Origin of the sequence: Pedobacter hartonius, assembly GCF_900107535.1 — a bacterium.
In the GTDB taxonomy this organism is placed as follows: domain Bacteria; phylum Bacteroidota; class Bacteroidia; order Sphingobacteriales; family Sphingobacteriaceae; genus Pedobacter; species Pedobacter hartonius.
Map to the genome: position 1 here is coordinate 133,791 of NZ_FNRA01000010.1, position 24,561 is coordinate 158,351.

24 protein-coding genes are annotated in these 24,561 nt (G+C 43.3%); 8 read left to right on the forward strand and 16 right to left on the reverse strand.

Annotated features, from left to right (window positions below):
- Nucleotides 1–6: 6 nt before the first annotated feature.
- The 4 genes from BLW16_RS16910 to BLW16_RS16925 form a co-directional block, all read right to left on the reverse strand.
- Nucleotides 7–1,425 (reverse strand): alkaline phosphatase family protein, encoded by a 1,419-nt coding sequence (locus BLW16_RS16910; protein WP_090558782.1) that lies wholly within the window; start codon nt 1,423–1,425, stop codon nt 7–9.
- Between the two features lie 209 nt (nt 1,426–1,634).
- Nucleotides 1,635–3,716: a carboxypeptidase-like regulatory domain-containing protein gene (locus BLW16_RS16915; RefSeq protein ID WP_175470627.1), complete on the reverse strand. Its 2,082-nt coding sequence runs from the start codon at nt 3,714–3,716 to the stop codon at nt 1,635–1,637.
- Nucleotides 3,717–3,828: 112 nt separating this feature from the next.
- A complete protein-coding gene (locus BLW16_RS16920) occupies nt 3,829–4,791 on the reverse strand; it encodes a FecR domain-containing protein (RefSeq protein ID WP_090558786.1) in 963 nt (320 codons plus the stop codon).
- Nucleotides 4,792–4,795: 4 nt separating this feature from the next.
- The gene (locus BLW16_RS16925; protein WP_245735354.1) at nt 4,796–5,365 is read right to left on the reverse strand and encodes an RNA polymerase sigma-70 factor; all 570 of its coding nucleotides are present in this window, start codon (nt 5,363–5,365) and stop codon (nt 4,796–4,798) included.
- Nucleotides 5,366–5,602: 237 nt separating this feature from the next.
- Here BLW16_RS16925 and BLW16_RS16930 point away from each other — a divergent pair, with 237 nt between their 5' ends.
- Together BLW16_RS16930 and BLW16_RS16935 are read left to right on the forward strand one after the other, a co-directional pair.
- Nucleotides 5,603–6,130 carry a tetrahydromethanopterin S-methyltransferase subunit G gene (locus tag BLW16_RS16930; protein ID WP_090558788.1) on the forward strand — a complete coding sequence of 176 codons (528 nt, stop codon included), beginning with the start codon at nt 5,603–5,605 and terminating at the stop codon, nt 6,128–6,130.
- A gap of 308 nt (nt 6,131–6,438) precedes the next feature.
- A complete protein-coding gene (locus BLW16_RS16935; protein ID WP_139298347.1) occupies nt 6,439–6,759 on the forward strand; it encodes a hypothetical protein in 321 nt (106 codons plus the stop codon).
- Nucleotides 6,760–6,771: 12 nt separating this feature from the next.
- Here BLW16_RS16935 and BLW16_RS16940 read toward each other — a convergent pair whose 3' ends face one another.
- The 7 genes from BLW16_RS16940 to BLW16_RS16970 form a co-directional block, all read right to left on the reverse strand.
- Nucleotides 6,772–8,142 (reverse strand): amidohydrolase family protein, encoded by a 1,371-nt coding sequence (locus BLW16_RS16940; RefSeq protein ID WP_090558793.1) that lies wholly within the window; start codon nt 8,140–8,142, stop codon nt 6,772–6,774.
- A 43-nt stretch (nt 8,143–8,185) separates the two neighbouring features.
- Nucleotides 8,186–9,418 (reverse strand): L-fucose:H+ symporter permease, encoded by a 1,233-nt coding sequence (gene fucP / locus BLW16_RS16945; RefSeq protein ID WP_090558795.1) that lies wholly within the window; start codon nt 9,416–9,418, stop codon nt 8,186–8,188.
- 63 nt (nt 9,419–9,481) lie between these two features.
- Nucleotides 9,482–9,826 (reverse strand): glycoside hydrolase family 95-like protein, encoded by a 345-nt coding sequence (locus tag BLW16_RS16950; RefSeq protein WP_090558797.1) that lies wholly within the window; start codon nt 9,824–9,826, stop codon nt 9,482–9,484.
- A gap of 129 nt (nt 9,827–9,955) precedes the next feature.
- Nucleotides 9,956–10,231 (reverse strand): helix-turn-helix domain-containing protein, encoded by a 276-nt coding sequence (locus BLW16_RS16955; protein WP_090558798.1) that lies wholly within the window; start codon nt 10,229–10,231, stop codon nt 9,956–9,958.
- Between the two features lie 177 nt (nt 10,232–10,408).
- Complete coding sequence (locus BLW16_RS16960) at nt 10,409–11,641, reverse strand: MFS transporter (protein WP_090558800.1); 1,233 nt, start codon at nt 11,639–11,641, stop codon at nt 10,409–10,411.
- A gap of 145 nt (nt 11,642–11,786) precedes the next feature.
- The gene (locus tag BLW16_RS16965) at nt 11,787–12,656 is read right to left on the reverse strand and encodes a helix-turn-helix domain-containing protein (RefSeq protein WP_090558802.1); all 870 of its coding nucleotides are present in this window, start codon (nt 12,654–12,656) and stop codon (nt 11,787–11,789) included.
- Between the two features lie 152 nt (nt 12,657–12,808).
- On the reverse strand, nt 12,809–13,687 hold the full coding sequence (locus BLW16_RS16970) for an alpha/beta hydrolase (RefSeq protein ID WP_090558804.1): 879 nt from the start codon (nt 13,685–13,687) through the stop codon (nt 12,809–12,811).
- Between the two features lie 348 nt (nt 13,688–14,035).
- Here BLW16_RS16970 and BLW16_RS16975 point away from each other — a divergent pair, with 348 nt between their 5' ends.
- Entirely contained in the window at nt 14,036–15,781 is a 1,746-nt protein-coding gene (locus BLW16_RS16975) for a hypothetical protein (protein WP_090558806.1), read from the forward strand.
- A gap of 34 nt (nt 15,782–15,815) precedes the next feature.
- Here the strand turns inward: BLW16_RS16975 and purU are convergent, their stop codons facing one another.
- Nucleotides 15,816–16,643: a formyltetrahydrofolate deformylase gene (gene purU / locus BLW16_RS16980; protein WP_090558808.1), complete on the reverse strand. Its 828-nt coding sequence runs from the start codon at nt 16,641–16,643 to the stop codon at nt 15,816–15,818.
- A 67-nt stretch (nt 16,644–16,710) separates the two neighbouring features.
- Nucleotides 16,711–17,577 carry an alpha/beta fold hydrolase gene (locus tag BLW16_RS16985; protein WP_090558810.1) on the reverse strand — a complete coding sequence of 289 codons (867 nt, stop codon included), beginning with the start codon at nt 17,575–17,577 and terminating at the stop codon, nt 16,711–16,713.
- A 164-nt stretch (nt 17,578–17,741) separates the two neighbouring features.
- On the opposite strand from BLW16_RS16985, the gene BLW16_RS16990 reads away from it, so the two are divergent.
- Nucleotides 17,742–18,569, forward strand: a complete 828-nt coding sequence (locus BLW16_RS16990) for a glycosyltransferase family 2 protein (protein WP_090558813.1) — start codon at nt 17,742–17,744, stop codon at nt 18,567–18,569.
- On the opposite strand, the gene BLW16_RS16995 is transcribed toward BLW16_RS16990, so the two are convergent.
- Entirely contained in the window at nt 18,564–19,655 is a 1,092-nt protein-coding gene (locus BLW16_RS16995) for a glycosyltransferase (protein ID WP_090558815.1), read from the reverse strand. The two genes, BLW16_RS16990 and BLW16_RS16995, sit on opposite strands and share 6 nt — an antisense overlap.
- A gap of 107 nt (nt 19,656–19,762) precedes the next feature.
- Between BLW16_RS16995 and BLW16_RS17000 the strand changes: the two genes are divergently transcribed.
- The 4 genes from BLW16_RS17000 (at nt 19,763) to BLW16_RS17015 (ending at nt 23,218) form a co-directional block, all read left to right on the forward strand.
- The gene (locus BLW16_RS17000; protein ID WP_139298348.1) at nt 19,763–20,146 is read left to right on the forward strand and encodes a glycosyltransferase family 2 protein; all 384 of its coding nucleotides are present in this window, start codon (nt 19,763–19,765) and stop codon (nt 20,144–20,146) included.
- A gap of 38 nt (nt 20,147–20,184) precedes the next feature.
- Nucleotides 20,185–20,892: a hypothetical protein gene (locus BLW16_RS17005; protein ID WP_090558819.1), complete on the forward strand. Its 708-nt coding sequence runs from the start codon at nt 20,185–20,187 to the stop codon at nt 20,890–20,892.
- An 11-nt stretch (nt 20,893–20,903) separates the two neighbouring features.
- On the forward strand, nt 20,904–22,070 hold the full coding sequence (locus tag BLW16_RS17010; RefSeq protein ID WP_090558821.1) for an acyl-CoA dehydrogenase family protein: 1,167 nt from the start codon (nt 20,904–20,906) through the stop codon (nt 22,068–22,070).
- A gap of 77 nt (nt 22,071–22,147) precedes the next feature.
- On the forward strand, nt 22,148–23,218 hold the full coding sequence (locus BLW16_RS17015; RefSeq protein ID WP_090558952.1) for a glycosyltransferase family 4 protein: 1,071 nt from the start codon (nt 22,148–22,150) through the stop codon (nt 23,216–23,218).
- Here BLW16_RS17015 and BLW16_RS17020 read toward each other — a convergent pair.
- Together BLW16_RS17020 and BLW16_RS17025 are read right to left on the reverse strand one after the other, a co-directional pair.
- The gene (locus tag BLW16_RS17020) at nt 23,169–23,777 is read right to left on the reverse strand and encodes an SAM-dependent methyltransferase (RefSeq protein ID WP_090558823.1); all 609 of its coding nucleotides are present in this window, start codon (nt 23,775–23,777) and stop codon (nt 23,169–23,171) included. The two genes, BLW16_RS17015 and BLW16_RS17020, sit on opposite strands and share 50 nt — an antisense overlap.
- A 3-nt stretch (nt 23,778–23,780) precedes the next feature.
- Nucleotides 23,781–24,530: a PIG-L deacetylase family protein gene (locus tag BLW16_RS17025; RefSeq protein WP_090558825.1), complete on the reverse strand. Its 750-nt coding sequence runs from the start codon at nt 24,528–24,530 to the stop codon at nt 23,781–23,783.
- Nucleotides 24,531–24,561 lie beyond the last annotated feature (31 nt).

The following is a 24,561-nucleotide window of genomic DNA, read 5'->3' on the forward strand; positions in this document are numbered from 1 at the left end:
TTAAAACTAATTTAGTGCGTTTCCTTCTGATGGTGGTATAGGTTTACCCATCCATTTCAATAGCGTTGGAAAAATATCGGCGGTACGGATGTCATGTTCTGCCCAACCCTTCTGATTATAGATCAGCGGAACCTGGATATGCTCTTTTGTTAAAGACCCGTGCGACCCTTTATGTTCCGGATATTCCCAGAAATCGCGAAGATCATATCCGTTTCTGGCACTTACTACGATATCACCTGCCCTCCGGCTTCTGAAAAGCTGTACAATTTGTACCAGTGCATCAGGATAACCGCTCTGGAAGGTTGCCTCCAGCGCATTTCTATGGCCATTTACAGCTATACTTCCAAGGCCAAAAGGATCAGCCGTCAAAGGCTGATAACTGTACAGTTCGTTATGGCAGCTGATCATTGCCCTGCCACGCATATTCTGCACGTAGTACTCATTTGCATTTTCTCCGCGATACGTAATGAAGTCTACGGCCTTTTCACGCAATAAAGAATCTATTCTCTCCTGGTTAAAATTTTTGAGCAATTCCTTTTCATGAAGTACATGGTTCCCCTCATGGTTCAGTAAATGGATACTGCCAAAAGAATTACCTGATATCATTACGGCCGATTTTGGATTGCTGCGCCAGATCACCGGATAGGAAACAGACTTCAATCCCTGGTCTGTCATCCAGTCGCCCAGGTCAAAATGGGTATGGCTGGGTGTCAGCCCATGATCTGAGGTGAGTAAAAACAGCGTATCGTCCCACCAGCCTTTTTTTTCCAGCAGGGCCCTTACTTCGCCTATACTATTGTCTGCAATCTGATAGGCTTCAATGGTACGGTAGTCGCGGATATGGTGATAATGGGAGTCCCAGTCCACGCTTGGGAACACAGCGAACAGGAAATCAAAATCTTTACCGCTCTGCAGCAGGCTCATGATCCGTTCGTGCCCCTGAAGATCAACGGGGTGATGCCTTTTCAGAAAATGCGCCCTTGTATACAACCAGCCTTTACCTTTTTTACCCAGGTCATATTCATCCGGAACGTTCCTGGTGATCATGTTATACAGGTTATAGGATTCGCCCAGTAACTCGAAGAGCGTGGCCTTATCTGATGGCATATCGGTATTGAACCATCCGGCTTCCGGTCCGCAATAGGAACGCATGGCCATCTTGTTCCACCGGGTTCTTTTAAACTCCTGTTTATCAAACCAGCGGATGCCGGGAATATTCAATGTTCCGGGGAAATGTCCTGTAAGAAAAGGGAGGTATGCCGGCCCGGTAGTGGAGGGGAAACAGGTGGTAGCCAGACGAAAGGTACCTTCGTCTACCATTTGCTGTAAATGCGGCAGTTTTCCCTCTTTCATCAGTTCGGTTAGTATATCTGGTCTCGCTCCGTCCAGTAGATAGAAAAGAACGCGTTTTTTTTTATCTTTCAATTTGATTATTGTTTTATAGAGATATGACAACCCAATCCGGATTAACCCCTACTATAGCATACATTTAGTTTAACTTTTAACCGGCTTGTATTTAATGCAGAAAAAAAATTACACCAAATACGCGCATTACAAATGTATATTTTAAATTGAATTTACTTTTATAAAGTATAATTATTGTCAGCAAAATGATATAATTTAAGCATTTCAGGCTACTTCCCGACTTTGAGCCGGTAAGCTAATCGGAGCGCAATGTGCTTGTAGATTGTGCCGACAAAATCCTGGAACACCCATCCTGGTTCCAGACCATTTTTGAGGCTGTATCCCATGGAAACCGAGTAGAGAAAAGGTATCCCGTCCCCATCATAATTGTAAGTAACGGCCTCCCCTCCCCGTCTTTCGATGTAATAAGCCTTGCTGTTTAGCCCTACCAGCACACCAATCTGACCGGCGAAGAATAATCTTTTGCCCGAATAAGCTTTCATGCCGGCTTTGATCGGGAGGGCTTTAAAGTTATTATTATAATAGCTTATAGTCGTTAAAGGAAGGGAGTAAACAGGATTGATATAAGAAATAATATCTGTATGAATAAACCCGTTGTTCCGCGGACTATTATTGAGATATTCTACGGATAATATAGCCGCAAGCCCGCCGCTAAACTCACGCTCAGCAAATAACTCTCCGCCAGTCACTAATCCATAATTTGTGTCAAACCCAGTTCCTGCAATAGCAGCTCCGCCAAGAAACCAGGACTCCGTGTGATGATTAATTTTCTGGGGCTGTTTAAATACAGAATTGAAAGCTATACCGGCTTCCCATCCCAGCCACCTGTGAACGGGGTTCCCCAGCCCATAGTAGGGTTCAGGTTTTCTGAAACGTGTTTGATATCCGGGCCCGCTCCCTGTTGCCGAATACTTATTATAGGCAGGTCCTGCAAACACGCTTATTTTATCTGTCAACTGCGTATTGAGGAGCAATTTTGCCTGCGCCCAGCGGTCGTCCCAGTTCCCGGTGTAGGCAAGCTGATAATCAGCGGTTGCGGAAATATACCATTTGCTGCCCAGCATAAAATCATGCCCTACACCCAGGCCAAAGGCATACAGTTTCTCAGTCCGGCTGATATTCGAACCGATGTGCAGCGTACTGTAAAACAAGTGCGTGCCAGTCGTGAATGACAGGTTGGCATTGGTCAAATTACTCGCTGAGTATGAAACTTTATAAAATCCATTCCTGATGATATTGATCAGCCCGATACTGGCTCCCTCAGAGCTATCCACCACATTGACCAGCCCGATCTGTATGCCTTTCAGCTTGTGCGCTTCATTATTCAATGCCGCAATCTGCAGACCAGATACCCTGCCTTCCGTTTTATTGATAAATCCTGCCAGCTGAACCCCTTTTACAGAATCAAGCGCCTTGTTGGTCACACCGGCTATTTGTACTCCGGTAACCGTGCCACCAACCAGGTTAAAGACGCCGGCAAATTGTACATACCTGGAATCACCTTTATTGATGTTAAAAAGACCGCCTACTTCCAATCCGTCCACCCCGGCTGTATAACCACCCGCTATATTAACAGAGAACTTGTTGATCACCTGCGAGCTAAACAAGCCATGTGTACTTAATCCGGGGGTTAAGGAAAACTGAAAGGGTTGTTTGGCAAAAAAATCCGGGATGTTGAGGCTTTGTATCTGCTGGCGCGCGGAAATAAAGAACCTTCCGAAAGCATCTCTTTCAACACCCTTACTATTTTCTGCCGCCTCTTTATATTCCTGTATCCTTGTCCTGCTGACCACAGATACAGACCGAAGGAAATTTAGTGATACATCTTTATAGGATAACTTACTTGCCGTGATGGTCAGCATGCCGGGATCTCCTGTTCTGAATTTCAGTTTAAAATACCCATGTTCATCGGTGAGCGTAGCCGCGAGCTGCTCTTTTGAATACACACTTGCATTCATCAGCCGTTCCCCGGTCAGCTCATCCACTACGATTCCGCTGATGGAATAGGTGTTATTATTATTTGTAATATCTGTATTGATCAGTGAAAGATGAGGCAGCACAGCAGAGATGATCAGATAGTTTCTTTTTTCTTCAAAGGCATACTTTCCATGGAACAATTGCTCCAGTACCATAGAAAGAGGCTGATGTTCTGCTGTTACCGTAACCAGGCTGTCTTTGGGCAGCAACCTGCCGCTATACGAGAAATAAAACCGGCCTTCATCACCGATTCTCTTTAGCGCATCGGCAAGCCGGACATGATTAAGGCTTACAGTAATACGCTTGTTCAGCAAATTCTGCGCAACGCATTGATGAGATGAACAAAAGACTTCCAGAGCAACAAATAAAATCAGAACGTAATTTTTAGCAAAAAAAACAGGGGATTTGGTCATAGCAAAATACTGATCAATAAAGAATCACCTGGTTATTTTTCTTTTCAATTTTAATACTGAATGTCCTTCCGATCACCTCCAGAATATGGTCCAGGGACTCATCCTTAAAGGTGGTATTCAGCGTTAAATTATTCAGCTCTTTTCTTCCGATAATGATGTGGCTACTGTACGCCTCATTTAATACCTGCACCATCCGCCAGAGGGGCGTGTCATCTGCAACGAACTCCTTACTGCGGTAATATGTATACAGATGGTCCGGATTATCCTGTTTAACCAGGGTCTTTGCGCCCGGTTCTACCGATACCTTTTCGCCGGACCGGAGAGACACCGTCTGACCATTTTGTGAAACCAGGACAATACCCGTCTCTACGATAACTTCTACCAGTCCGCGTTTATTTTTAACATTAAATGTAGTTCCCACAACCTTTATCACCGTATTGCCTGTATTGATCAAAAATGGTTTGGCCTTGTCAGGCGATATATTGAAAAAGGCTTCACCTTTACTGAGCCATACCCTGCGCAATTTTCCCCTGAATTTTTCCGGATACAGCAATGCGCTGTTTTTGTTCAGGGTGATCACAGAACCGTCCGACAGCGTATCTGTTCTTACCAGTCCCTGCGTCAGGAACTGCATTTCTTTTGTGGAATACAGGCTTGTATACAACCACGCAAATCCAGAAATCAAGAGAACAGCCGCAGCTATTTTCATCCACGAATACTTTTGGCTTACAGGGACAGTCTCCGGCAGAGCTTCTTTTCGGGTAGCAATTTTTTGTTTGAGCCTTCTCAATGAGGCGTCAGCGTCAACCGGGCCATTGAATTTAAGTTCAAGACTGCTTTCCCAGATGAGCTTAAACTGGTTAAAGCGCCGCCTGTGTTCCTGATTTTCAGCAACCCAATCTTCTATATGGTATGTTTCTTCATTTGTAGCTTCCCCAAGCAGATAGCTGATCAATAAATCGTCGTTAATTCCCATTTTTTCAGCGTTTAAGTAGTAATATATTGAGTAGAAACCATAGGATAAAAGGCAGGTAATCTGCCAGTTGCACACGCAGTCTTTTGAGGGCTTTACCGATCTGATTCTCCACAGTTTTGATGGATATACCCAGTTCAAGGGCAATCTCCGCATACTTTAATTCATCAAATCTGCTCATCTGGAAGATGGTACGGCATTGTTCCGGAAGTTCATTGATGGCAGCCTGTAATTGAAACTTAAGTTCCTTGTACTGCATCGTGCCAGACGGGGTTTCTGTATGGTAATTGAGACCGGCGTTTGTACCTGCAATATGTGCATCCTTAACTTTCTCATGTTTGATATGGTTTAAACATTCATTATGGACCGACCTGTACAGGTAAGATCTTAAAGAAGTGCTGATCGTTACTGATCCGTTCTTTTCCAGTATCCTTAAAAATACCTGGTGCACCATTTCTTCGGCCAGCACTTCATCATTCACCATTGTATAAGCGTACTTAAACAGAGAAACATAATGTTCCGTGTAAACCAGGTCAAAACGCTGTCCTTCCAAATTAAAATCTGATGTATCCTGCACTATAAGAGGTTGATCTGTCTGCAAAATTGGTTAATGGTTAAATTAATATTTACCGGTAATATTTAAAAGACAACTCAGCAAAGGTTTACCCCCACGCCGAAACAACAAAATGGGCAAATTCCTGCAATTCTTAAATTTAAATTAATATTCTACTAAAAATAAAGTTAATAATAATTCAATGGTTATTTATTTAAATAAAGAAATAATTTATAGTTTTGGTTAACTAAAATAAACGATATGAATGCACTTGAAAAAAGAGTACTGAATTTAGAGGAAACCAGTTCCTCCATATTAAAAATTGTTAAAGGAATCAATACCATTTTAGAAAATGAATTTAAGACTGTACACAGGAAGTTCGATGCGATCGACAAAAAATTTGAGGCCATAGACAGAAAATTCTCAACGATAGAGAAAAAGTTTGATGCTATTGAAATTAAATTTAATGAGGTAGATAAAAAAATAGACAAACTCAGTAAAAGCATGGTTGCAGGTTTTGAAATTGCAGACATGAAAATAGATGTGCTGAGCAGAACAATCCATTTAAACTTTGAAAACACTGATGTTAAAATACATAAACTGCAAGGCGAAATGATGTCTATCAAAAGATTTACCATAGCAGGTTTTGAAAGTACAGGCGCTAAACTGGATGACTTAAAAGCAGAAATTTCGAAAATCAACAAAGTGACCGGATACCAGGAGATATTTAAAAATATTTCCAGTTTAAGGATCATCAAAAAGCCGGAAGATAACGAAACTACCCATTAGCTTCTCCATTACATTACAAAGGGATATTAATAGATTTTCTTAACTGACAAAGCATTTAATGTTGTCCAGGTCATACGTCAGGGCTTCTTTGGTCATTCCGCCCAGTTCTGCAAAATAAAGCGAAAGTTTATATTCGCCATCAGGCACATCAAATCTGAATTGCCGGTAATAATTTTCATCACCAGCTTCATAATAATCAATAAGTTATTTGGAACTGTTCTAAATAATTAGATATTTGTAAATATATATCTGATGATCGCAGATTGTCAATACATAAGAACTATTTTTTTCAAATAAGTTTAACTCATATGTGCACACCAACAGTTATTGCCCGAAAAGGAAATATTGCCGTAACACAATGTGTCAATTGTAAAATGGTAAACATCTGGAACAAAAGTATACTGATCAGTTTTACTTTCAGTCAGTTCAGTTCGTTTGTAGATGTCACAAGTGAACTCGAGTTTGATGACTATCTTGAAAGTTCGCCAGGCGGGGAAGAAATTGTTGTATTGGCTACTCCATATCCTGATATCAGTTTGGTATTTACGAGGGAAGAATGGTACAACTTCTTTGCTGCCCTTGCAGAGGCTACCTACATGCAGGAAATTTACCGTATGGTGCACTCTTAGTCAGTCACTATTTTATTTATTCAGCGGCCCCTTGCTGACTTCCTTTCCTGCTTTATAAACCGCTTCTATTGAACGCGTATTTTTTATATCAGTTGCCGGGTTATTCTTCAGAACGATCAGATCAGCTATTTTTCCTTTTTCGAGTGTACCGAACCTGTCAGCGATCTGAAGGATCTTTGCAGAATTTTTTGTGGCAACACCAATGGCCTGCAGTGGGGTAAGTCCGGCCTGTACCATTAGTTCCAGCTCCAGGTGTTCAGAGAAACCCTGTGCCCGTACCGGTGTGGCACCTGAATCCGTTCCCATTGCCACCAATATGCCGGCAACATATAATTTTTTAAGGTTCCTCAATGCGGTCTCATAGGCAGCCACGCTGCGCGCATAACCAGGGGCCTTTTTTAATGCGTCCTGATATTTTTTGGAGGTGATCATTTCATATACGCCGGGTTCCAGCGAAGATTTAAAAAATTCATCATCAATCCATTCCGGCTTGCGGGCATAGATATAGGCAAATTCATCCAGAGATAAGGTAGGTATGTAAGCCACACCTTTGGCTTTCATTTCGTTGATGAGCTGATCGTCAGCTACACTGTCACGGATACTGTGACCGATAATGTTTACACCATCCGCTACCAGCTTGCGTGCGTCGGAAAGATAGTAAAGATGCGTGGCCACACGGATATGATGTTTGTGTGCTTCAGTAATAATAGCGCGGTAGATTGAAGGATCCATTTTTTTAAACTTGCCGCCAAAGTCATCCACCCACATTTTCACTACTGAAGGTTTCAGTTTGGCCAGGCTATCCATTTTTGCAGGGATCTCAGCAGCACTTAGCGGCCTGTATACCCTATCCATTCCGAAATCAACAGGCGGAGCATTTTGAGGTACACCAAAACCATACCCTGCAGAATAGAGCCTTGCTCCCGGCAACAGGCTGTTCACCGATGAATCTCTCAAACCACTGGTAAAAAGCATTGGCCTGTCGGTTCCCATCACCTGAATATTTTCTATGCCGTAATCCTGATATTTTTTTAGTTGCACAAGGATGTTTTCGCGGGTATAATTAACGGATTTGGTAGTCGTTCCCTTAAGCGTGCCTACGTGCACGTGACTGCTGATCAGCGCCGGCATAATGGTCTTGCCTGAAAGTTTCAGGACTTTAACACCCGCCGTATCCAGCCCCTTTCCTATCGAAGCGATCGTGTCGCCCTGTATCAAAATATCAGTATGTTCAAGCGGGGCGGCGCCGTTACCATCTATCAGGGTTACGTCCTGAAATAAAACAGCGCCCGCTGAAACAGCAGGTTTGACTGCATTCCGGCAGGCGGTTAAAACAACTGCTGCAAAAAACACCGTATACAAGGGATTCAATCTGCTTCTCATCGTAAAATCATTTATTATTTAACGCCCCCTCAGGCAATATTGTTTATGAATGTTTTACTCTAAAAAACTTAGCTCCAAAAAAGAAGATGACTATATAACAAATTATTGGCAGGTAATAAGCATGTGCCACTCCTGCACTATCGGCCACCTTCCCCATAATAAAAGGGAAAAATGCACCGCCAACAACTCCCATGGAGATAAAAGAAGAGGCTTGCTGCGTATGTACACCAAGATTCTTAATACCCAGGCTGAAGATGGTCGGGAACATGATACTGAAGAAAAAGTTGATCAGGAGCAGGGCAATATAGGAAGGCCATCCTAAACTTTGCGCAACAATGATGCACATCACAATATTTGCCAGCGCGAAAGCGGCCAGCAATTTATTGGGGGCAATTACACGCATCAGGAACGTACCCGCAAAACGCCCTGTGAGCATCATCCCCATAAACAAGATCATAAAATTTCCCGCTTTAAGATCTGTAAAGCCCATTTTCTCATGCCCGTAATTGATGAAGAAGGCCCAGGTTCCTGCCTGTGCCGCAACATTAAAGAATTGGGCAACCACCGCCCAGACAAAGTGTTTGTGCTCAAAAAGCTTTTTGCCCGGGGCAATATCTACATTGACAGCATCCGGATCAGCAACTACCGCATGCGGATCAGTTGTCGCGGGTACTTTCACAAATGAAAAAGAAACGGCGATCAGGGCAATCACGATACCGATCACCAGATACAGGACCCGTACAGAGGTCAGATCTGTACTGCCTGCAACATTGGTGCGCAGCAGGAAATAGGAGCCAATAAAAGGGCCCAGCATGGCACCAACGGCATTAAAGGACTGCGCAAAGTTAATGCGCTGGTCACTGCTGCGCTGATCGCCCAACGCCGCAACAAAAGGATGGGCAACAGTTTCCAGGGTAGACAAACCGCAGCCTAAAATAAACAAAGCGAAACCAAAAAATCCAAAGGAGGAAGTATAGGCCGCAGGAACAAACAGAAAGGCACCGGTAGCAAAAAGCGAAAGCCCCAGGAGCACGCCTTTTTTATAGCCGAAGCGTTTCATAAACAGTCCGGCAGGAATACCCATTACAAAATAGGCACCAAATACCGCAAACTGAACAAAGGCAGACTGCGATTTGGTCAGACTCAGCACATGCTGAAAATGTTTATTCAGCACATCTGCCATTGTAATTGCTATTCCCCATAACATAAACAGGGAGGTGACAAAAACCAGTGTAACCAGGTATTTCTTGTCCGTAAACGATGGTTTATCCAACATAATTTATTTGTATTGTTTATTTTTCCAGTGTAAGTTAACAGTTTAAATTTAATTGGCTGACAGTTACCGGCAATCAGTTAATAAACTGTAAGTTTTGCCCTTCAGTGTTTTAAATGAAATCTGATAGCCATCCGGTACCTTCTTCGTGACGATGTCAGTACCCATAACCTTTACAGGCACACTGGTATGAATGATACACTCTTCACCAAGTAGTGATTTTACAGACGCCGTATTTAACTGCTGTTCCTTCCATTTCATATCTACTTCAAAGCCTCCCCTGGCCTTAAGTCCTTTAATACTGCCTTCAGCCCATGCTTTTGGTAATGCGGGTAACAGGTCAAGATATCCCGGCTGACTCTGCAGCAGCATTTTCGCCATTCCTGCGGTACCTATTAAAAAGAGTTTCATACAGTATGTTTACAGCTATCGTTCAGATTCTAAAACATAGTTAATCAATATTTTCTTTAAACAAAAAATTAGATCCGGCTGTCAGCAGCCGCAGCGGGCAGAGACAGTTTATTCCGCAACACAAACAAATTAATCCCTGTAGCTATACGCTTCCTTCTTTTCTGAAAGACTGTACTCAGGAAGAAAAAATCTGGGAGAGAGTTCAAAATAATCTGCCAGCCTGCTGATATGTTTAAGATTGTACTTGGCGGGATTGTGCACATTTTCAACATTGCCAATAAAGGAGGAGCTTGTATTCAATATCCTGGCAAGATCTTGCTGCCTTAGCCTCTTGTTCCTTCTCAGTTTTCGAACTATATCTATAACATGCTGTTCGATGGGTTCAATTTTCACCTTTTCTTTCATCTGAAAAATAAGTAATGGCGGTTATTATCATCTTTAATTCTTACAAAACAACAATACAACGTAAAATCGTGCAACAAAGATACATTTACCTATACCAATTTTAATACCACAGTAACAAAGTTACCTAATCAGGATGAAATAAGGAATTTATTTTCCAATATCCGCTGCATCAACGCGTTAAGGAACCGGCACAGTGTCTTTCCTGTTTGTTCTGAAGATGAAAAACATGACCAGCAGAGATAAAAGAATGATGATCAAATAGCTCTGGCTTAAATTTCTCTCATCCTTTGCGGGAACAAAGGAGATGATTCCATAACTTAAAAAGGAAACGATCACATAGTTTATCCCTCCGGTAAGCCCGCCTGCAATCCCGGCATTTTTCGGGAATTTACCCAAACAAAATGTAAAATAATTATTAAAGGTAAATCCTGCCCCCACGTGGATGATAAAAGCAAAGAAGATCAGGGAATAGAGGTTATCAATAAAATTAAGGCTGATCATCATTGCTATTACAAACAGTATTTGTATAGTCAGGTTGATTGCCACCCTTTTAAAAAAGGGGCGGTTGATGGTTGCCTTGCCGATAAACCCTCCCACCATCCAGGCGAACCCCAGGACCAGTGAACTGTAACCTGCAATTACTGGTGACAGCTGAAGATGATGCGCTATAATAAAAGGCCCGGTCATGTTATAAACCATAACCATACAGTATGCCAGCCCCAGCATCACTATTCCAAGCGTAAAACTGGCAGTTTTTACCATTTTTACATAGATATCCGTGATAGATTTAAGGTTAAATGCAGTGGAATGTTTTAAGGTCTCACCGCTGAAAATGAATTCCAGTACAGCCAGTACAATTGCCAGACCAGCCAGGAAATAAAAGCTGGACTCCCAACCGAAGGCCTTCTGCAGGTACCCGCCAATAAAGGGGGCAACGATGGGCCCGGTAGACCAGATAATGGAGAACAGGCTCAGGTAATGTTTCAGCTGATTACCAGTAAAGAGGTCTACAAAGTATGCACGCTTAGCTACCACAATGGCTCCTACCATAAAACCGTGAATGATCCTCATGAAATAAATCAGATAGATATTACGGGTCATTGCAATCACAAGACTGGCAACAGCAAAGATCAGCAGGCACACCAGACTGATCCTGTACCTCCCAAAACTATCCAGCACACTGCCAATGAACAACTGTGAAACACCGTAACTAATTAAAAAAAACGTTAAGGTCAGCTGCACCTGTATATCACTCACATGCATGGCCGCGGACATATTGGGCAGCGAAGGTATGTAGATATCGGTAGCAAATCCAGACAGGGGAAGCAGAGCAAAAGCTAAAACGGTTGATATTCCCTGATATTGCTGTTTTATCGGTTTAGTAGTTGAAGAATAGGTAATTGCAGTCATATTGTTTCCCAATCATAACGGGTTTAATCGCACAAGTTACACATTAATAGCCGCGTCACGGCCGTATCAGCCCATTCCGGCAAAAAATTACTCATGGTTAACATTGCATTCAGACCAGCCAGTTATGCTACCGGAATTGGATAAGTCAGTGTTGCTTTCTGAATTCTTCCGGCGTAAAACCGGTATGCTTTTTATAAAACTTCGAAAAATAAGAATTATCCGTAAAGTTCAGCTGACAGGAGATTTCGGCAATACTCAGCGCCTTGTTCGTCAGCAAACGTTTAGCTTCCAGTGTGATCCGGTTACGGATCACCTCTCCGGCCGACAATCCCAGTGCGTTTTTACACAGGGCGTTCAGATGGTTTGGTGTAATGAACATGCATTCTGCATAGTCCTTCGGCAACCTCAGTGATTTATAATGTTGCCCAATGAGTTTTTGGAATTTCTTTAACAACAGATAGCTATAGGAATTCACAACAGACGAAGTATTACCGATACTCAGACGGCCCACCAGTATAAATATTTGCAGCATCAGCGTTTGTACCATATCAATGGCCAGCAGCTCCGGGACTTCACTTTCATGAACCAGGCTCTCGAACAACTGGACTATCCTGTGCCGGAGCTGCCCGGGCAGCTCAATCACCGTCTCGCTTATCGCACCGTTAAAAAAAGGAAACTGCTCCAGATAATCCGGTTTGAGCAACAGGGTATCTAAAAATGAAACAGAGAAATTAAGTACATACCCATCTACATGTCCTTCAAATTGCCAGCTATGCACTTGTCCCGGTATCATAAAATACATTTGATAAGGCCTGACGGGGAAAGTCTGAAAATCTATTGTATGTTTTCCTGTCCCTTCCGTAAACAACATCACATGATAAAAAGAATGTTTATGTGCCTCCCGGAGATTTTCATGAATACTCAGGTAGGGGGCAAATCTGCTGATTAAAAAGTCTTCCCTTTTAAATCCGGATAAGCTGCTTACATCATATATCGGAAAAGTCTGCTTTATCATATAAGATTTCAGCCTAAGGTTTCATTGCAATGGTTCATCTTCCTAAGAGATCGTCATTATGATGAACCAATCAGCCAAAGATAACAAAATATCATCTCAGCAACCGCTTCTGCTTAATATTACCAAAAAGGTTACATCGCAGCCTGAATATTCTATTTTTTAGTATTGTTATCTGTAAATACCAGCACACTGGTGACCAGCCTGCTGATCTGGTCCGTATTGAGGGTTTTCAAACCATGCCCTTCTCCCGCATAAACGATCATCTCATGGGGAACATTCAATTTGCGCAGTGTCTTATCCAATAGTTTTGCCTGTTTTAAAGGCACCGTTTTATCATCATCTCCGTGGATGGTGAATGTTGGAACAGACCGGAAATCAATATAATTTACCGGGGAATACAAGCCTGTGAAATAAATCACTTCCTCCTTCTGGTTTTCAATATCCAGCCCAGAGAAAGTAGCCAGACGGGATTGTCTTAAATCATATTTCCGCTTGTAAAATAATTTCACGAGCCACAATATGAAGTTGCTTAACTTTGGTTTAAAGAGGGCTTTCAGGTCTACCGGCCCGTAATTGTTTAACACATAATTTACTTTTGAGGCGTATGGCCTGAGTTCAGTGGCGCCATAAAAATCTTTATCCTCTGAATAGGCCAGCAGCATCGCCATATGTGCACCTGCAGAAGTTCCCCAGATACCTATATTTTCTGTATCAAAATGATAAGATGCTGCATTTTTATATACCCACCTCACTGCATCTTTGCAATCAATCACCGGTGCCGGAAAATGTATATCATCATAATTGGTCAGGCGGTAATTGATACTAACTACTGCATATCCTTTAGCCAGCAGTGCTTCAAGCAGGGCATTCCTGTAACCGGAACGGATTTCAGACTTATCTCCCGAGGCCCAACCACCGCCATGGATAAAGATCAATAGCGGGGTTTTGCCTTTTCCCGAAGGCTGCGGCTGATAAACATCCAGTTTTAATTCCCCATGTTCTCCCTTCTTATAGGTAACATCAGCAATCATATGCTGCGGTATAATTTTGTGCTGGGCTAAGCGCCCCTGGTATAAAGCGTAAAACTAACCGTAATACCGCTATTTGTCTTTTTATCATCATCAAACATTTAATATATCAAAACAGACTACAATTGTGCAGCCAGAACCAATCTTTCGCTGTTATATTATAATTTTAGAATAGCGCTGTTAAATAATAATCATAAATCTATCGCAATACCTTATTTAAATCGCCTTTGCAATATACTTTACTATCTAAAAAAATAAGAAAGTATTTTTATTACATTTGAACATCGCTAAAAAGACAGTATGTTTATTGTTCTGCAGCGATTCCGGAAATCCTTTATGCTTTAAAATGAGATGACTATACAAGAATCTAATAAACTCTCCTCACTTTTCTTTTATACCGGTTTTCTTTTGATATGTATTCTTGCCGGAACATTTCTGATCTCCTCCCTGTTCTTTTTTTTAAAAATCCCTATGGGTCCCTGGCAGTTTCCACTTGGAATTTTAGCCGCCTCCCTATTAAGTTATTATACACTTACAAGGAGCAGGGAGAAACAGGACCTGAACCTCTACCTGGTATTTGGCATTCCTCTGGTGCTTGTGTTCATTTCAATAGCCGTTTCCGGCTATTTTTATGATGTTTCTTTTGACGGACAGGCCTATCACCAGGAGGCGCTGATCCAAATGAAAAACGGGTGGAACCCTTATTTTGAATATCTGCCTAAAACGGTAAACCAGGTAATTTGGGTTAACCATTATGCAAAGGGAATGGAGACCGTTCAGACGGCTATCTATTGCGCAACCGGAAATATTGAGACCGGTAAGGCCACTAACGTCATCCTCTGGCTAGCCAGCCTTTTTCTTACAGTGTCCCTTATTATCCGTAATCAATGGGTGTCATTACCGAAAGCAGTTATCCTTTCTATCCTACTTGCCGGTAATCCTATCGTCTTAAACCAGATGCCCACCTACTATGTAGACGGGGCATTGGGTTCCCTGTTACTCTGTTTGATCGTCACAGGGATTTCTATTCTGCAAACACCCAGGACCCGTCATCTTTTAATATTGTCCATCACTATCTTCCTGCTGGTGAATGTGAAATTCACCGCCACCCTGTATATCGCCGTATTTGTCGGAGGTTTCTGGATATGGGCATTATTGAATAAAGAGACCTCAACAGCAAAAAAAATATGGTGGACTTCGGTTGCTGCAGGCATTGTTGGCATTGTCTGCGGATTTAATCCATATATTACCAATACTGTTAACTTCGGCAATCCCTTATACCCGCTGATGGGAAAGAATAAAGTGGATATCATTTATGCGCTGAACCTGCCTGCCGGTTTTGAACATAAAACAGGAGTAGAACGGTTTGTTCTCTCTCTCTTTTCACGTACGGACAATCTTTATCCAAAGAGCCCCTATCCGATAGAGCTCAAATTACCATTCACTTTTAACAAAATAGACTTGGCACATGCTCCGATGGTTGATGCGCGCCTGGCTGGCTTCGGCCCTATGTTTAGTGGGATTTTGCTATTGTCACTGGTCATACTCGTCGTTATTTACCGCAATGCAAGAAAGGAACAGTTCTTCAAAAACATGATCTGGATGGTAGTGCTCATTGTCGTTTCGGTGATCGTCATGCCAGAGTCCTGGTGGAGCCGGTACATTCCGCAATTCTGGCTGCTGCCAGCTGGTTTATTACTCTCGGCTGAAGTATTGTTCAGCAACCGGAATAAGATCTTAAAACGGCTGCTTTACGCTTCAATACTGATTAACCTCCTGTTTTGTCTGTTAGGCTTTATTTTTAATTTACTGCTAACCACTAAAATAAATTACCAGCTGGCCTTATTGAAATCTTCGTCTGAAACCGTACTACTGGATCTGGGTGATTCGCAAAGCAACCGCCTGAGGTTTTCCCGGAACAAGATTCCGTATAAGATCAGCAAATTCCATGGGACGGGTGTGAATGAAGAGTATATGGCTGGTTCGCAAGCCTGTTTTATTTGGCCTGCACATGTTGACAAAAGCATTCAGGAGCCCTGGCTTTTAAGAAAAGCAGGCCGGCTGCTTCCCTTTATGTGGCAGTATTACGGACGTTAAGAGGCCGGCAGGAAATTTTCTGTATCTATTAAAATCATTCAAATACAATAGTTTTGTTCTTGTAGACAAAAACCCGGTCTTCAAATACCAGCCGGAGTGCTTTAGCCAGTACCGAGGTTTCAATCTCCTTTCCTGCCTTCATCATGTCGATGGCAGTGAGTGTATGGTTCACAGGAATGATCTGTTGTGCTATAATAGGGCCTTCGTCCAAATCATTGGTTACAAAATGTGCCGTCGCACCGATAAGCTTTACGCCACGTTCAAAAGCCTGCTTATAGGGGTTTGCACCTACAAAGGCAGGCAAAAAGGAATGGTGTATGTTGATCAGCTTGACAGGGAATCTTGCTACAAACTCAGGTGATAATATCCGCATGAATTTGGCAAGCACAATGTAATCGGCATCATGCAGACTGATGGCCGCTGTCACTTTATCCTCAAACTCTGCTTTTGTGCGTTCATCATGTGTAATATAGTAGAACGGAATGCCAAAACGTTTACAGATATCGCCCAAAAGATCATGATTACCAATTACACACAACACCGAAGCACCTAGGGTACCGAAATAATTTCTGATCAAAATATCAGTAAGGCAATGATACTCTTTGGTAACCAATACCACTATCTTTTTATGAGGCAACGGGTTGATGATAATATTTGCATCTGCCGGCAATACGCTTTGCAGTGACTGTTGTAAGGTATCCTCATCAGCCCCCTGCTCTACCTGCAGGCGCACGTAAAAACGGCTTTCCTGGATATCCACATGCTCACGCATGGATACAATATTCAGCTGCTGCTGCGCCAGAATGTTGGAAATAGCTGCTACCAGGCCTATACGGTCGTTACAATGAATAACTATAATCATGCCCTGAAGGTAGTTATACTCCAAATCATTCACAAGCCATAACTCAATCAGGGCAGATTAAGCCAGGTTATAACATCCCCTTAAAGATGTCCAGCCCTTCAATTTTACGGTATGGCTGACTAAAAAACTCAGCGATCCGGGCATTGAACTGTTCCTTCCTGAGGGCAGCAATATAATGGCCTGTATTTGGCACTATCCATAAATAAGATTTTGGGATGTGCTGATAGATCTCTACCAGATGTGGTACGGGTATAGCATCGTGGTCGCCACCGATAACCAATGTAGGGCACTTAATACTGTTCAACTGGCTGGGTGAAAGATGTGGCTCCAGCAAATCCAGTTCTATTACTTTTAAGGTATTCTTATTTTCAGCAGTTGCAGGCAGTTTCCTGAGGCTATCAGCAGCAAGTTTCATGTAACGGTAAACGAAAGGCACCACTGCTGTGGTATCAGGGCGGAGATTAGGCCCTGATACCACCAGTTTCTTTACCTTATCCGGGTGGCGCATCGCCATTACCAATCCGGTAATGCCGCCATCACTCCAACCTACCACGTAGCAACTTTTAAGGTGCAGATGATCCAGCAGTGAATTAAGGTCATCGGCCATCATCTCAAACGATAGCGAATCTTTGGTATCAGTGGAACGGCCGTGTGCCCTGCTGTCAACGGCAATCACCCGGTAATTTTTGGAAAAATAAGGGATCTGGTTAAGGAACATTTTCATTGATGCCCCATTGTTATGCAGAAGAATAAGCGGCTCGCCCTTGCCATAGGTTTCATAATATAACTTAATGCCCCGGGTATCCAGATAGTGTCCCGCAGCCTTGTTGCTTCCATAAGGAACCTGTGCCTGTGCAGCGGTTTGTATGAAAAGCATGGCCAGACCGGCCGATATACATGACCGTAGAAAATTGAGTAGTTTTAACTTCTTCATTAGATTAAGATATTGTTTGTGTATACAGCGCCACCAGCATTCTTACCATTGAATCGCATGTTTGCAGTGCTGTCTTTCAAAGATGTTTAAGATTTTTATTTTTCAAAATACCCAAATAAGGGGAATGGAACAGAACTATTCGCTACAGTAGATGTTAGACGTAAATGAGTATAAAAATTGCTGTTCTCACCCTTGTTAAAGGACGTAACGAAGCATTGCTGAATTTGATAAAGGGCTTATCCGCAAATCTGTTTGCTGAATTTGAACTGATCATTGTTCATATGAACGAGAGGACCTGCCTTATACCGCCCTGCCCTTTTCCAGTGCTTTCCTTCGGCTATCATAGCACCGAACAACTACCGCTGGCAAAGGCACGTAACTTTGCCGTTTCAAAGACTAACGCCCGGCATTGTATTTTCCTGGATGTGGACTGTATACCTTCTGCCAGTTTTATGCAGTCATATGCCGCCGCATTTAACAGGGGAGACAAATTATGGTCTGGCCAGGTGCGTTATCTAAATGAAAAATTCTCATCTGAAACTAAAGCTGCTGACTTTGATGCCTGCAGCTTACCAGACCCCATCAGGGGAGGCTTAACCAATATCCCCTATGAATTATTCTGGTCATTGAACTTTGGCTGCAGCAGATCAGTATTTGAAACAATAGGCGGATTTGATGAAAATTATATGGGATATGGAGCTGAAGACACTGACTTTTCATTTACTGCAAGGACAAAAGAAATTGAGCTTACAACTGTGGATGCCATCGCCTACCACCAGCCCCATGCCAGTTATGACCCTCCGCTGAACCACCTTGAAGACATCATCAGCAATGCAAGGGTGTTTTACCATAAATGGGGCCGCTGGCCGATGGAAGGCTGGTTAAAGAAATTTGCAGAACTGGGTTATATATCCTGGAGCAATAATGAGCTGGTATTACTTAGTTATCCTGCGCAATCGGCCATTGATCTTTATCTCAAATCACCTTCATGAAACAGGCTTGCCGTAAATACGTTCCATTGTATGACTGATGGCACCAGCAATATTTCCTAACGCTGTTTTTTCAGTAACGCCCTTCCAGTTTGGCTGTTTCCTTACCATTGTGTCTAATGCAACAGGCCAGTTCAAAAGATTCAAATTTCCGGATTTTACTACCATCGCATTTCCATTGGCCTTTAGCAATTCCGCCTTCTGCAGCTGCTCTTCAAAGGGCCTCTCCTCAGGAATGCAGATAAACCTCTTGTTAAGATCTGCCATTTCCATCACTGTATTATGCCCCGCATTACCAATAACCACTTTACAATAACGCAGGACTGTTATAGGATCGTCCAGTTGCCCATGCCATATAACGTTATGTTTAGCCTCTGTCTCAATACATGCCCTTAACCCGATCACATGAAAATTATAGTTTTCACAGCAATCCGCCAGATGATTAATAAATTCAGCATCCATGGAACTGCCCCCCTGTCCCAATAAAACAGCCACCTGATCAGGTATCTCCTCATTTATATCACTATCCTTCAGGTTACTGTATTTGGAAAAGCCACCGGCGTATAGTGTTTTCGCGCTGATCCAGTCTTTTTCTCCCGGAGGAGCCATCCCTGCGGAATATGGGGCTATCAGCAATTCCGCACTTTCATAGGCATTCATATGCGGGAGATCGTCCCGCCTACCGTGTTGCCTGATCACTATAGAAGGAATACCACATAAACGGGCCAGCAGCGTAATTTCCACCGAGACATCTACGATCAGTAACATCGGGGATGTATCTTTGAATATATCCGTCAATAAAGCTATTCTCTCTCTTTGTCCGGCTATTCCCAAAGGTGCATAATGCAGAAAAGTTAAGGGATGAGCTGAAAAGTGCAGATCGTTTTCTGCAGGTACATCTGAAGAAAGGTGTATACATTCTATCTCATCAGCAATTAAACCGGCGTAAGGCCTCAGGTTACTGCCCAGAAAAAAGATCTTAAAGCCCTGAAGTACTGCGGCAATGCTAAGAGCCCTCATTAAATGTCCGGCACCATGATGGTGTATATAAAAGCAAATGGTTTGCTGAGTGGTATTGAACTGCTTCATTGCATTGATAACTGCTTTCCGTATATATTGTTTTAAACACCTGGATGCCTGCCTGATAATTCATGAAACATTGTAAGACTTACGATGTTGTCAGTAAAATCATTAAAATGCAGACACTCTTTCCTACTCACCCACATTACGCCCTTAAAGCTACCATCATTGTACCCGTTAAAAATGAAGAAGTAAATCTCTATGGAATGCTGGACGCATTAAGGCTTCAGGTAGATGCTGCAGGAAACGAAATCTGCAATGATTTATATGAGGTATTGCTGCTGGCCAACAACTGCACAGATCATTCCTTTCCGCTTGCCGCTGCGTATAAGTTAATGCATCCGGGATTTAACCTGCAGGTTGCAGAGATCCGGCTGGACAAAGAACAGGCACATATAGGTACTGTACGCCGGTTGCTGATGGATGAGGCCTATCAGCGGTTCCAGCTATTGGGCAGGCCCGAGGAGTTATTATATCCACAGATGGAGATTCAAGGGTAGATTGCTGCTGGCTGCATTATATCTTTGCAGAGTTTGATATGGGCTGCGATGTGGTGGGCGGCAGGATAATTTCTGAATACAGTAATAGCCCTTCGCGAAAGTACCACCTCAAAGATGTAGGGTACCGTTACCTGGTTAGCCGTCTTGAATCACATCTGGACCCCTGTTCCTTTGACCCATGGCCCAGACATTTTCAGTGCTTCGGCCCCAGTACGGCTGTCAAATGCAGCATTTACGAAAAGGCAGGGCGTTTGCCAGTACTTCCCTTTCTCGAAGACGAAAATTTCCGTAAAGCACTGCTCAGGGTTGATGCGCGTATCAGGCGTTCACCACATGTAAAGGTTTATACATCAAGCCGCGAAAGTGGGCAGGTTGATTTCGGTTTCTCCATCCAGCTGAACGAATGGACAAAAATGAACCTGGAAGGGAAAAAAATGCTGGTGGAACCCGCGGGATCACTGATCATTAAATTTAATGCTAAAAAACTGCTGAGGGAGTTATTTACTGACTATCTGTTAGGCAATCAATTAAACATCCGCCAGCTTAAACAGCTGGCAATTAGCCTCTTTCTTGAAGAGGAATGGTTGAGATTTAAAATTACCACCGCCAGCTATTTTGGAGCATTGTGGGAAGAAACGGAACTGGCAATAAGCCTGCAAAAATGGGAAGAACAGCATCCCGATGTACACGTAGACACCGCCATAGGGCATCTCAGAACTTTGTTAAACACCAAACAACTGGCATAATATAATCATTCATGACAGATTATTCACAACTATACCACCAACTTGACGCCTTAGCAGTACTGACAGAACAGTCGGGAGAAATGCCTGCTGAAGAAATCTTGCTGCTAAAGAAGAGCGGACTGCTCACTATAGTATTGCCCGGGCATGAACTGGACTTCGCCAACGAAAATACCGCGGCACTGCTTGCACTGCTGAAAGATGTAGGCAGAAGCAATGGCGCCATTGGTAGGATCTACGAAGGCCATATCAATACCTTGTACCTGATCCATTTATATGCAGATCCTGCTCAACGCCGGTATTGGTATAATGAAGTGGAGCTGAACAGAAAATTATTTGGCGTATGGAATACTGATGGTGCCACTGGTATCAGTTTCCAGGTTACTGGCCATCAGATAATAATAAACGGGGCAAAGGGTTTTTGTTCAGGCAGCAACCTGGTAGACTATGCGCTGATTGGGGGAAAAACAGACCTTCCCTCTGCTACTTCCAACTGGCAGATGGTGATTGTACCTATGCAGGAGGTTGAGGAATACCGTATAGAACGAAATTCGTGGCGGCCAATGGGAATGAAAGCCTCTGTAAGTCATACCATAGATTTCTCGGGCGTTAAACTTGACCATAACGCGCTGCTTGGCCAAACGGGCGACTACCTGAAAGCACCTTACTTTTTAGGCGGAGCAATACGTTTTGCTTCGGTTCAACTGGGCATGGCAGAAGCTGTTTATAATAAAACCATGGATTTTTTGAGAAGACTGGACCGCCTGGAAGACCACTTTCAAAAAATGAGGATCGGGAAAATGGGCATGGCCATACACAGCGGTCAACTATGGATTGATAACGCCGGCCATGAGTTTGACCGCTGCAGCAACCAACCAGCGCTGTACGAGCATCTTATTGCTTATGCCAATATGACCAGGCTGACTATTGAGGCTACCTGCCTTGATGTCCTGCAACTATCAGCACAATGCGTAGGGGCAAGGGGATTAATGGCACCGGGAGATTTGGAGCGCTGGCACCGCGACCTCAGTTATTACCTCCGCCAGCCTGCACCCGATGCTACGCTGCAAAACGCAGCCGGTTACCTGATCCGCAGAGAGGAAGGTATTGAACATTCCTTTCCCATCCAGGCACAAAACTTTCCTGTCCAGGCACAAAACGAACAAACCGCATATTCATGAAACCATCATGATATTCCATCAATTATTGAATGCAGGATCATGATAACTTCATAACTGCTGATTACAAATATTTATTTATGAAAATAGGAATTATAGCGCACCTGAAACATCCGATTAAAAGCCCCTTCCGCGGAGGACTGGAAGCATTTACCTATGATATCTGTAAACGGCTGATAGCCCGCGGGCATGAGGTGATGCTCTTTGCCTCATCAAAATCTGATGCAACTTTGAACGTGTATCCTATTCTAAGTGACGAAGCTTACAATGACCTTTCCGGTCACAGGGAGAAAAAGCCCAACCTGTCTTCAGAATATATGGCAGAACACTATGCCTATATGGAGCTGATGCAACACATTGACACCATGAATTTTGATGTGATTTTCAATAATAGCCTCCATTATGTGCCCATTACCATGGCAGGCATGCTAAAGTTACCTATGCTTACCGTACTGCATACACCACCGTTCTTTGAACTCCAAAATGCCGTAAGGCTCGAACGCAGGCAAAGCACGATAACTTATATCTCCGTATCAGCACGCAATGCAGAGAACTGGAAACAGTATACGGATGAATGTACAGTCATTCAGAACGGAATTGACCTGAATAGCTGGACCTATTATCCGGACCCTACTGGCGGATATGCAATCTGGTTTGGCAGGATCCACCCTGATAAAGGCACCCATTTTGCTATACAAGCAGCAAATATTGCGGGGATGCCGTTGAAAATCGCTGGCGGTATAGCAGACGAAAAATACTTCAGGACCCAGGTTGAGCCTTTACTCGGTGGCGGTGTTGAATATGTGGGACGAAAGGACCATACAGAATTAAATGCCCTGATCGGGAACGCCGTGGTCAGCCTCGTTACTCCAACCTGGGAAGAACCATTTGGGCTGGTTATCGCTGAATCTTTAGCTTGCGGAACGCCCATAGCCGGCTTTGACATCGGTGCATTGCCACAATTAGTTGCGCAGGAAACCGGTGTACTGGCAAAACCGGGTGATATAGAAGGCCTGGCCGGAGCGATTACCGGAGCAGCTTTGAAAAACAGGTTAAGCTGCAGGGAACATGCAGAAAAATCATTTGATGTGGAAAAAATGGTCAATCAATATGAAGACCAGCTGCAGCTGCTGACAGGGGTTTTTCAATAACATCTATCCTGTATTGCTCATTGATATGCTGATAGGTTTGCGTATATCCAGGCACTTCCAGAAAGTAACTGCTTACCTCGTCCCCGTTAAAAACACAGCCCTCTATCTGGGGCCTCCAATGTACCAGGCATAAGGTTCCACCTTCAGTAAGGGAATCCAAAATGAGTTCCCTGCTCAGTTTAAGGTCTTCCTTGCTCAGGTAATAGGCCACCTCACTTACCACAATCAGGTCAAACTGATGGTCTGGATATTCATGGGGAATATCCAATACCTCAAATCGTATTCCGGTACGCTCTTTTAAGTGCTCCCTTGCAACAGCTATCGGTTTTTCACTGATATCCACTCCCAGCATAGCAGTACAATGACTGGCAAGCATTTCTGTTAATACTCCGATAGAGCAACCTATTTCAAGCCCGTTAACAAACTGTTTACCCGCAAGTGCGGTAACGGTATGCCGGTACTTTTCCCTTTCATAGGCACTTTCAGAAAAATTCCAGGGATCATCTGAAGCCGCATACATCACATCAAAATACTGTTTATCTATCTTTTCTATACTCATCCCCTATTTGTCATTTATAATATAAAATTCCCTGTCACCATAGAAGTTCTGCAGCACCTCATCCAGCAGCACAAAACCTTCAGGATCATCAAACACATCCAGGTTCAGCTGTGATTTATGTTGCGCAATCGCTTCTTTTTTTATTTTTCTATAGTTGCCCATAGGTAAGTATTGTATGCCATCCCTGATATTGGTTAAAGGCTCTACATCTGTTTCTTTTCCAAGCGTATACAGCCAGATCAGATATTGCCATATGGCTACCTGCGGGCAATCCTGCAAAGCAGCCATCGTGATCTGCCAGCTTGCCCGGTGATCCCTGTGCGGGTCAAATTCATAAGGCACCAAAACCAGGTCTGGCTTTACTGTATCTATAATCCATTTCATTTGTGCAACAAACCCAGCAAAGCCTTTTTCTCCTTCCGCAGGAAGTGCACTGTCCTTACCCCTGAAAAATGTAATATAATTTTCCTCCACCCCTAAAACACCCAGCGCCCTGATGGCTTCCTGCTCACGCATTTTACAGCGGCCGACTGCACTGGTATTCTGCGAATTGGGATGTGACATACTGCCATCTGTGGTGAAAATAACGTTTACAGCTATCCCCGAATTCCTCAAGCTGGCAATCAGGCCGCCACATCCAAGTGATTCATCATCCGGGTGAGGGGCAATGACCAGGCAATCTGTAACCTCAGAAAGTTTTGTAGTATCTATACTTGTGGAACTATTTAAAAGGTGCTGCAGTTGACTGTTCATCCGGTAAATGTTGTTTTTTTACAATGAACAG

Coding starts and splice junctions, on each gene's coding strand:
- BLW16_RS16965 (WP_090558802.1), bottom strand. CDS start 12,656: ATGATAAAGCAGACTTTTCCGATATATGATGTAAGCAGCTTATCCGGA.
- purU (WP_090558808.1), bottom strand. CDS start 16,643: ATGATTATAGTTATTCATTGTAACGACCGTATAGGCCTGGTAGCAGCT.
- fucP (WP_090558795.1), bottom strand. CDS start 9,418: ATGTTGGATAAACCATCGTTTACGGACAAGAAATACCTGGTTACACTG.
- BLW16_RS16970 (WP_090558804.1), bottom strand. CDS start 13,687: ATGATTGCTGATGTTACCTATAAGAAGGGAGAACATGGGGAATTAAAA.
- BLW16_RS17000 (WP_139298348.1), top strand. CDS start 19,763: ATGCAGACACTCTTTCCTACTCACCCACATTACGCCCTTAAAGCTACC.
- BLW16_RS16995 (WP_090558815.1), bottom strand. CDS start 19,655: ATGAAGCAGTTCAATACCACTCAGCAAACCATTTGCTTTTATATACAC.
- BLW16_RS17015 (WP_090558952.1), top strand. CDS start 22,148: ATGAAAATAGGAATTATAGCGCACCTGAAACATCCGATTAAAAGCCCC.
- BLW16_RS16930 (WP_090558788.1), top strand. CDS start 5,603: ATGAATGCACTTGAAAAAAGAGTACTGAATTTAGAGGAAACCAGTTCC.
- BLW16_RS17025 (WP_090558825.1), bottom strand. CDS start 24,530: ATGAACAGTCAACTGCAGCACCTTTTAAATAGTTCCACAAGTATAGAT.
- BLW16_RS16985 (WP_090558810.1), bottom strand. CDS start 17,577: ATGAAGAAGTTAAAACTACTCAATTTTCTACGGTCATGTATATCGGCC.
- BLW16_RS16950 (WP_090558797.1), bottom strand. CDS start 9,826: ATGAAACTCTTTTTAATAGGTACCGCAGGAATGGCGAAAATGCTGCTG.
- BLW16_RS16990 (WP_090558813.1), top strand. CDS start 17,742: ATGAGTATAAAAATTGCTGTTCTCACCCTTGTTAAAGGACGTAACGAA.
- BLW16_RS16975 (WP_090558806.1), top strand. CDS start 14,036: ATGACTATACAAGAATCTAATAAACTCTCCTCACTTTTCTTTTATACC.
- BLW16_RS17005 (WP_090558819.1), top strand. CDS start 20,185: ATGGGCTGCGATGTGGTGGGCGGCAGGATAATTTCTGAATACAGTAAT.
- BLW16_RS17010 (WP_090558821.1), top strand. CDS start 20,904: ATGACAGATTATTCACAACTATACCACCAACTTGACGCCTTAGCAGTA.
- BLW16_RS16960 (WP_090558800.1), bottom strand. CDS start 11,641: ATGACTGCAATTACCTATTCTTCAACTACTAAACCGATAAAACAGCAA.
- BLW16_RS16920 (WP_090558786.1), bottom strand. CDS start 4,791: ATGGGAATTAACGACGATTTATTGATCAGCTATCTGCTTGGGGAAGCT.
- BLW16_RS16955 (WP_090558798.1), bottom strand. CDS start 10,231: ATGAAAGAAAAGGTGAAAATTGAACCCATCGAACAGCATGTTATAGAT.
- BLW16_RS16935 (WP_139298347.1), top strand. CDS start 6,439: ATGTGCACACCAACAGTTATTGCCCGAAAAGGAAATATTGCCGTAACA.
- BLW16_RS17020 (WP_090558823.1), bottom strand. CDS start 23,777: ATGAGTATAGAAAAGATAGATAAACAGTATTTTGATGTGATGTATGCG.
- BLW16_RS16940 (WP_090558793.1), bottom strand. CDS start 8,142: ATGAGAAGCAGATTGAATCCCTTGTATACGGTGTTTTTTGCAGCAGTT.